Source organism: Muribaculum sp., from assembly GCF_029051885.1.
Taxonomy (GTDB): Bacteria; Bacteroidota; Bacteroidia; order Bacteroidales; family Muribaculaceae; genus Muribaculum.
Window position 1 is genome coordinate 9,137 of sequence record NZ_JAIDKI010000262.1, and the last position, 7,653, is coordinate 16,789.

The 7,653-nt window shown below is 47.8% G+C and carries 7 protein-coding genes; 3 read left to right on the forward strand and 4 right to left on the reverse strand.

What is annotated here, in order from left to right; genetic code table 11:
- Positions 1-941, forward strand: a 941-nt coding sequence (locus tag K2I50_RS10740; protein WP_526022985.1) for an ATP-dependent metallopeptidase FtsH/Yme1/Tma family protein, incomplete at its 5' end; no start/stop codon positions are given.
- A 79-nt stretch (positions 942-1,020) separates the two neighbouring features.
- Here K2I50_RS10740 and K2I50_RS10745 read toward each other — a convergent pair.
- The 4 genes from K2I50_RS10745 to K2I50_RS10760 are packed head-to-tail and all read right to left on the reverse strand — an operon-like array spanning position 1,021 to position 3,885.
- Positions 1,021-1,908: a C40 family peptidase gene (locus K2I50_RS10745; protein WP_301026346.1), complete on the reverse strand. Its 888-nt coding sequence runs from the start codon at positions 1,906-1,908 to the stop codon at positions 1,021-1,023.
- Positions 1,905-2,435 (reverse strand): GNAT family N-acetyltransferase, encoded by a 531-nt coding sequence (locus tag K2I50_RS10750; protein ID WP_301026347.1) that lies wholly within the window; start codon positions 2,433-2,435, stop codon positions 1,905-1,907. Before K2I50_RS10750 ends, K2I50_RS10745 begins: the two co-directional genes overlap by 4 nt.
- 37 nt (positions 2,436-2,472) lie before the next feature.
- Positions 2,473-3,099, reverse strand: coding sequence for a recombination mediator RecR (gene recR / locus K2I50_RS10755; RefSeq protein WP_301026351.1), 627 nt, complete (start codon positions 3,097-3,099; stop codon positions 2,473-2,475).
- Between the two features lie 3 nt (positions 3,100-3,102).
- Positions 3,103-3,885 (reverse strand): nitroreductase family protein, encoded by a 783-nt coding sequence (locus K2I50_RS10760; RefSeq protein ID WP_301026348.1) that lies wholly within the window; start codon positions 3,883-3,885, stop codon positions 3,103-3,105.
- 666 nt (positions 3,886-4,551) lie between these two features.
- Between K2I50_RS10760 and K2I50_RS10765 the strand changes: the two genes are divergently transcribed.
- Both K2I50_RS10765 and K2I50_RS10770 read left to right on the forward strand, forming a co-directional pair.
- Positions 4,552-7,098 (forward strand): adenosylcobalamin-dependent ribonucleoside-diphosphate reductase, encoded by a 2,547-nt coding sequence (locus tag K2I50_RS10765; protein WP_301026349.1) that lies wholly within the window; start codon positions 4,552-4,554, stop codon positions 7,096-7,098.
- Between the two features lie 44 nt (positions 7,099-7,142).
- Positions 7,143-7,517, forward strand: a complete 375-nt coding sequence (locus K2I50_RS10770; protein ID WP_301026350.1) for a RidA family protein — start codon at positions 7,143-7,145, stop codon at positions 7,515-7,517.
- Positions 7,518-7,653: the final 136 nt, after the last annotated feature.

The following is a 7,653-nucleotide window of genomic DNA, read 5'->3' on the forward strand; positions in this document are numbered from 1 at the left end:
TTGTTGCTCTTGATGTCGAGACTCTCGCCCGACAGACCCCCGGATTCTCCGGAGCCGACATTGCAAACGTATGCAACGAAGCCGCCCTTATCGCAGCTCGTCATAATAAAAAATCAGTCACAAAAGAAGACTTCAACGATGCTGTCGACCGTATAATCGGAGGCCTGGAGAAACGCTCCAAAATCACAACTGACGAGGAGAAGCAATCCATAGCCATACACGAGGCCGGACATGCCACAATTTCATGGCATCTACGATATGCGTCACCACTTATCAAAGTGACAATCGTGCCGAGAGGCAAAGCACTCGGAGCTGCATGGTACATGCCCGAAGAGCGCCAGATTACTCCGGCAGAGGCTCTTCTCGACGAGATGTGCTCGACTCTTGGCGGACGTGCCGCTGAAGAACTCTTCATAGGACACATATCCACCGGAGCTGCAAATGACCTTGAACGCGTAACCAAGCTCGCCTACGCAATGGTAGCCTATTATGGTATGAGCGACAGATTGCCCAACCTCTGTTACTACGATTCCACAGGCCAGGAGTATGGCTTCTCCAAACCATACAGCGAAGAGCGCGCCAAAGATATCGATGCCGAAGTATCGCGTATCATCAACGAGCAGTATGAGCGAGCCAAAGAAATTCTTCGCAAGCACTCAGATGGACATCATAAGCTCGCTCGGACGCTTATCCAGCGTGAGGTCATATTCACTGAAGACGTTGAACAGATTTTCGGAAAACGCCCATGGGTATCACGCACCGACGAGATTTTCGCGGCCCGACAGATTGAGCAAAAACAATCCGGCGAAGATTCCGGCAAGTCTGACAACGAAGTGCCGGCAGAGAATCAGCAGGAAGACTCCTCAGACATGCAGATGCCTGACAGCCACTCTTCGGAATCAGACACTGCCCCCACCCCTCCTCCGATTCCAAAGAAATAAACTAAATGCAATAAATTAAGGAAGCCGCGACACAATGTTGCGGCTTCCTTAATTTATTGCATTTAACTATATATCCAATTCACATAATGACACGCCTGATTGACACAACCTTTGGCCATGGCACGACTGACAGCCGCACTCGGCCCGCCGCCTCAATCATCATATCATTGCCGGCGTATAGCGCGACATGATTTATGCGGCCTGTTGTCTCCGAAGCAAAGAAAAGGAGATCGCCATCGGCCACATCCTCAGGCCTGACTTCATTACCTGCGAGCGCTTGTTGAGAGGCATCCCGCGGCAGCATTATACCCTCAGCCAGGTATGCAAGGCGGGTAAGCCCGGAACAATCCATTCCCTTGGCTGTGACGCCTCCCCATAAGTAAGGAGCACCGAAAAGCGACCGGGCGGTATCAAGCACACGCCCTGTAGACGCAACATTGCGCTCCCATATGTCGACGGAAGCACACATCGACGATGGAATAATTGCATTTCGTCCGTCAGGCAGCATAACACCGGTATTGATACTGTCGCATGACACACCTATAAGTATATCACCCTGCACAATATCAGACACGGCCACTCCCGCGGAATCACATGCCATATATGGCAATACATTAGTTGCTATTATGCGTGGAGCTGCATTCCAGAGAGCAATGCTATCTGATGGAATAAAAGTAAGCGAATTATCAATAATATACCCCTGATAGCCATCAGGCAGTTCGACACGACTCCAGCCATTAGCCAAGCGCTCCAACACAACTACCGGCCACCCCATAAGAGCCTGTGTCGACATTTCCGCACCATGGCGCGGCTCTGTGCGTACATGCGCGGCAGATATGTGAGGTATAGCCCATTCGACCGGAGCACTTTCATCATGGCTCCTGACATCCGAAGCCCATGCAGCCGTAACCCCGGAAAGGCACAGAACCGTTACCGTTGAAGCAACTATAACAGAAGTATATTTCATGACTCAAACAATCGCTGAAAAGCATATGCATCAACATAACTGCGGTCGCGCCTAAGCCATGAACGCAAGCGTCCGCATATGTCGAATCCGGCATCCTTGAAGAGCGACTGACTCCGTACATTATCAATAGGAATAATCGCCCAAAGCTGATGCATCCCGATGAATCGACCGGCATAGTCGGTACCAAGTTCAAGCATCCTCTTGCCATATCCCTTTCCTTGCCATTCACGATCTATCAGCACACCGACTCCGGCTCGACGGTTGTGAGGATCAAAGTCATAGAAATCAAGGGTTCCCACCGGAGTGCCGCTTGCCAAATCAACTGCGACAAGACGAAGCTGACGGGCTATATATATATCCGGCTGATAGTTCTCAATATAGTCCCACAGACGCTTGCGCGAATATGGAGCAAGCGTGCAACCAAGTTCCCACAAGGACGTATCGTTTTCCCATGATGTAAGTACATCAAGGTCGGTAGGTTCGACAGCACGAAGCGCGACCACACCGTCGTTTAGCAATTGTGCCATAGCTCATTAAGTTTAGTAACTGTTAGAAATATAGTTCTTACCTTCTTGAGAACGAATCTGCAAATAATGTTCGGTTTACAAGCGAGCGGCCAAGAGTCACCTCATCCGTATATTCAATCTCATTGCCTACGGATACCCCTCGCGCCAACTGTGTAATCTTCACCTCAACAGAGCCAAGCTGACGGAATATATAAAAATTGGTAGTCTCACCTTCCATCGTAGCACTCAAGGCAAGGATTACCTCGGAAACAGAGCCACTCTTCACACGTTCAACGAGCGAACGTATCTGTAAAGCATCAGGCCCTACTCCATCCATAGGAGAAATCAACCCTCCAAGCACATGATACAAGCCACGATATTGCCCGGTACGTTCAAAACTCATTACATCCTTGACGCTTTCAACCACACATATGACTGAAGTGTCACGTGTTGCATCAGAACATATCGGACACAAAGGCTGCTCCGATATATTATGACAGCAGGAGCAATAAGATATTCCCCGCCTCAAGTCAATAATAGATTGTCCGAGCTCCACCCCGGTCTGCTCATCCTGCCGAAGAAGATGCAACGCAAGACGCAACGCAGTCTTGCGCCCGATACCCGGCAAACGAGACAGCTGAGATACCGCATTCTCAAGCAAAACTGAAGAGAATTCCTGTTCCATCATCTACTGCTCCTGTTGCGACGAATTTACCTTAAAAAGAGCTTTGTCAAGGTACATATTAAGTGATGCAGAGAAATCCTCGTTCATACCACGCGGATATCTGACCTCGGCATATACCTGAGCAAGCGTACTCTTGCCATTTTCTCTGACAAATCCGATATTCTCAGGTAAATTCTCCTTTTCTGCATATAGCTCACGTATATCATTATCGGAATACTCATGATAAAAACCATCGTGCACAATCCCCTTTACAGGCAGACGGTCGGAAATCACAGGAGATGCAGCCGGATATCCCACTGTAAGAGTAACAAGAGGAATCACCCTATCGGGAAGGTCAAGGACTTCGGCTATTAGAGGCGCATTAAAAAGCGTGGTGCCAAGATAGCAGCATCCCAGACCATGCATCTCTGCAAGAGTATTAAACTGCTGAGCGAATATCGAGCAGTCAAGCACACCATACATGAGAGCCTGTAGATTATCAAATCCGGCTTCTGCGTCATTTATATCGCACCACTTGCAAAATCTGTTTATATCCACACAGAATGTCAGCACGGCGCCGGCGCCTGAGGTCACCTGCGGCTGATTGAAGTGTGCCGGCGCAAGAGCCTCGCGCTGCTCCTTAGTATGTGATACAATCACCGAATAAAGCTGCATGTTTCCGGTAGTCGGAGCATGAGAAGCAAGCTCAATTAGCCTCATCAGAAGTTCCCGGTCAATCTCTTTATCTGTATATGCACGTACGGTGGCACGCGTTGCGAAATATTTGTCAATTGCGTTTAGGTCCATATTATAAAAAGTTTATGCGAATATAGCGATATCTTCTGAAAACCGGAAATAAGAAACTGTTTAAATTCATATCACTTTGTTTTTGAGGAGTCTGCCAGTCTCTTTTTGTTGACTCTTCAGTCACGTAGCTACGGCTACGCTCCTTCATCGCAAACAAAAATATATCTGACATTCTCTCTCAAAATCTGTATCATATGAATTTAAACAGTTTCTTAGAGCAATAACTTTTTTAGGACATGCATTCCATAATGCACACATACATCCGCATCCGGTCATATTGCATATATCAATGCTTGTCAACATACGTCTATTAGAAATGTCAACAAGTGATTTTATCAACATAAATTATCAAAATCGAAAACATTGCGACATAGTACAAGTGGATAACACGCTATGTAACAACCCGTTGATTTTTCGTTTTGGAAAACTTATCAACACTGCGTATTTTTTTCATCAAACTTTTTGGACGAGACGTAAATAATGCTGAATTTTGCACCGTAATTCTTAGATGCCTTTTTCGTTAATCGATACTGCAAAAAAAACACAAAAAAGAAGTCGCTTGTAATTAAGCAACGGCTTCCTTTTTTCGTATGAATACGAACACTTCGTATTCGAAAGCTGTACAAACCCGACAAATCAAAAACATCCAACTAATATACCTTAATTGTGGACGAAAAAAAGACATATTCATTTGACGAAGCTCAAGAAGCCACGTTGAGATACTTCAACGGTGACGAGCTTGCAGCACGCGTTTGGGTAACAAAGTATGCTCTGAAAGATTCATTCGGCAACATTTATGAGAAAACTCCGGCCGATATGCATCACCGTATCGCCGGAGAGCTCGCACGCATCGAAAGCCACTATCCCAATCCTATGAGCCACGAAGAGTTGTTCGGACTTCTTGACCAATTCCGCTATCTTGTGCCTCAGGGAAGCCCTATGACCGGCATCGGCAATGAATATCAGGTAGCATCACTCAGCAACTGTTTTGTAATCGGACTCGATGGCGAATCGGACAGCTACGGCGGAATCCTCAGAATCGACGAAGAGCAGGTACAGCTCATGAAACGTCGCGGAGGTGTAGGCCACGATTTAAGCCATCTGCGCCCCAAAGGAACTCCCGTAAAGAACTCCGCACTGACATCGACCGGACTTGTCCCGTTCATGGAGCGCTACTCCAACTCAACCAGAGAAGTCGCCCAGGACGGCCGTCGCGGAGCACTCATGATGTCGGTAAGCATAAAGCATCCCGACAGTGAAGCGTTTATAGACGCAAAGATGACTGAAGGCAAAGTCACAGGTGCTAACGTCAGTGTGCGTATTGACGACGACTTCATGCGTGCGGCAACCGAAGGCTCGGCATATACCCAGCAATTCCCAGTCGACTCAGAGCACCCTGATGTAACAAAAGACATTGACGCATCGGCCCTGTGGCATAAAATCGTCCACAACGCATGGCAGTCAGCAGAACCAGGAGTATTATTCTGGGACACAATCACCCGCGAGTCAGTGCCGGATTGCTATGCCGACCTTGGATTTCGAACCATATCCACAAATCCATGCGGAGAGATTCCATTATGCCCTTATGACAGCTGCCGACTTCTTGCCATAAACCTCTACAGCTATGTAAAGAACCCGTTTACACCACAGGCAGAATTTGACTTTGAGCTCTTCCGCAGCCATGTAGCCAAAGCTCAAAGGGTAATGGATGACATAATCGATCTCGAGACAGAAAAAATCGACAAAATTCTTGCAAAAATAGACTCCGACCCCGAAAATGAAGAGGTAAAAGGTACCGAACGCCACCTTTGGGAGAAAATACGCGCCAAGACGCTCAAAGGCCGACGCACAGGCGTAGGCACTACCGCTGAAGGCGACATGCTTGCAGCTCTCGGATTGCGCTATGGCACCACAGAAGCCACTGACTTTTCCGAAAAAGTGCACCGTACACTGGCGCTTGCCGCATACCGCTCGTCTGTAGAGCTCGCCAAAGAACGAGGCGCATTTGAGGTATACGATACCTGTCGGGAAGCCGCCAATCCATACATACAGCGCCTGGCGGAAGCCGATCCGGAACTATACGAAGAGATGAAAAAATATGGCCGACGCAATATCGCTTGTCTAACCATAGCCCCGACCGGCACGACATCACTGATGACGCGTACCACCTCCGGAATAGAACCGGTATTCCTGCCTGTGTACAAACGCCGACGCAAAGTAAATCCCAACGATCCGGAAGTACATGTAGATTATATCGACGATGTCGGTGATGCATTTGAAGAATACATCGTATACCATCCTAAATTTATCGACTGGATGGAGACCAGCGGCATTGAGCGTCGCGACAACTATACCCAGGACGAACTTGACGCACTGGTTGAAAAATCGCCATATTTCCGTGCCACGGCCAACGACGTCGACTGGCTTGAGAAAGTGCGCATGCAAGGCCGCGTGCAGAAATGGGTGGACCATTCAATCTCCGTCACCATCAACCTGCCTGCCGACGTTACTGAGGAACTTGTAGGTAAACTTTATGTTGAGGCATGGCGTGCGGGATGCAAAGGATGTACCGTATATCGCGACGGCTCACGTTCAGGTGTGCTAGTGTCAATCTCAAAAAAATCTTCGGCTCCGGAAGTATCTCCGATGATTACAAACGCGCCTCACGTAGCCAAACGTCCGTTAGAACTTGATGCCGATGTAATCCGATTCCAAAATAATAAAGAGAAATGGATTGCGTTCGTAGGCCTTGTCGACGGACGTCCATATGAGATTTTTACAGGTCTTGCCGATGACGAAGTCGGCATATTCTGCCCCAAAAGCGTAACAAAAGGCAAAATCATAAAGGCTGTAGACGATCACGGCAACAAACGCTATGACTTCCAGTTTATAAATAAACGAGGCTATAAAACAACGATTGAAGGGTTGAGCGACAAGTTCAATCCGGAGTATTGGAACTATGCCAAACTCATCTCCGGAGTACTTCGCTACGGAATGCCTATAGACCAGGTGCTCAAACTTGTCGGCGGACTCGAACTTGACAGCCAGTCGATAAATACCTGGAAGATGGGAGTGGAGCGCGCGCTCAAAAAGTATCTTCCCAACGGCACAAAAGCCAGCGGACAGAAATGCCCCAACTGCGGCAACGAAACTCTAATCTACCAGGAAGGATGCCTCATATGTACATCATGCGGCACTTCAAAATGCGGATAATACATATTATCATCGATACCGAAATATTATAACAAACTAAAGATATGAAAAAAGTTATATCCACTACATCGGCTCCCGGAGCTATCGGTCCCTACAGCCAGGCTATCGAAAAAGGCAACATGATATTCGCCTCCGGACAAATTCCTATCAATCCGGCTACCGGCGAAATTCCGGAAGGTATTACCGAACAGACTCGACAGTCACTTGCCAACGTCTCCGCTATCCTCGAGGCCGCAGGACTGACTCTATCAGATGTCGTCAAGACTACAGTATTTCTTGCCGACATGGGCGACTTTGCCGCAATGAACGAAGTGTACGCTGAAGCATTCTCTGCCCCCTACCCGGCACGTTCAGCTGTTGCCGTAAAGACACTTCCCAAAAATGTACTCGTCGAAATCGAGGTACTTGCCATCCGTTGATTCAAGCAAACATTCTCTAAATCACCCTTGCCGTATGAAAGTCCGGCAAGGGTGATTTTGTATTTAGAGCTTGTTTAATAATAAATGTTGCCGCCAGGGTCGTATAGCTTGAGACGATTTTCGACATGTGACGAAG

Coding starts and splice junctions, on each gene's coding strand:
- K2I50_RS10750 (WP_301026347.1), bottom strand. CDS start 2,435: ATGGCACAATTGCTAAACGACGGTGTGGTCGCGCTTCGTGCTGTCGAA.
- K2I50_RS10745 (WP_301026346.1), bottom strand. CDS start 1,908: ATGAAATATACTTCTGTTATAGTTGCTTCAACGGTAACGGTTCTGTGC.
- K2I50_RS10760 (WP_301026348.1), bottom strand. CDS start 3,885: ATGGACCTAAACGCAATTGACAAATATTTCGCAACGCGTGCCACCGTA.
- K2I50_RS10770 (WP_301026350.1), top strand. CDS start 7,143: ATGAAAAAAGTTATATCCACTACATCGGCTCCCGGAGCTATCGGTCCC.
- recR (WP_301026351.1), bottom strand. CDS start 3,099: ATGGAACAGGAATTCTCTTCAGTTTTGCTTGAGAATGCGGTATCTCAG.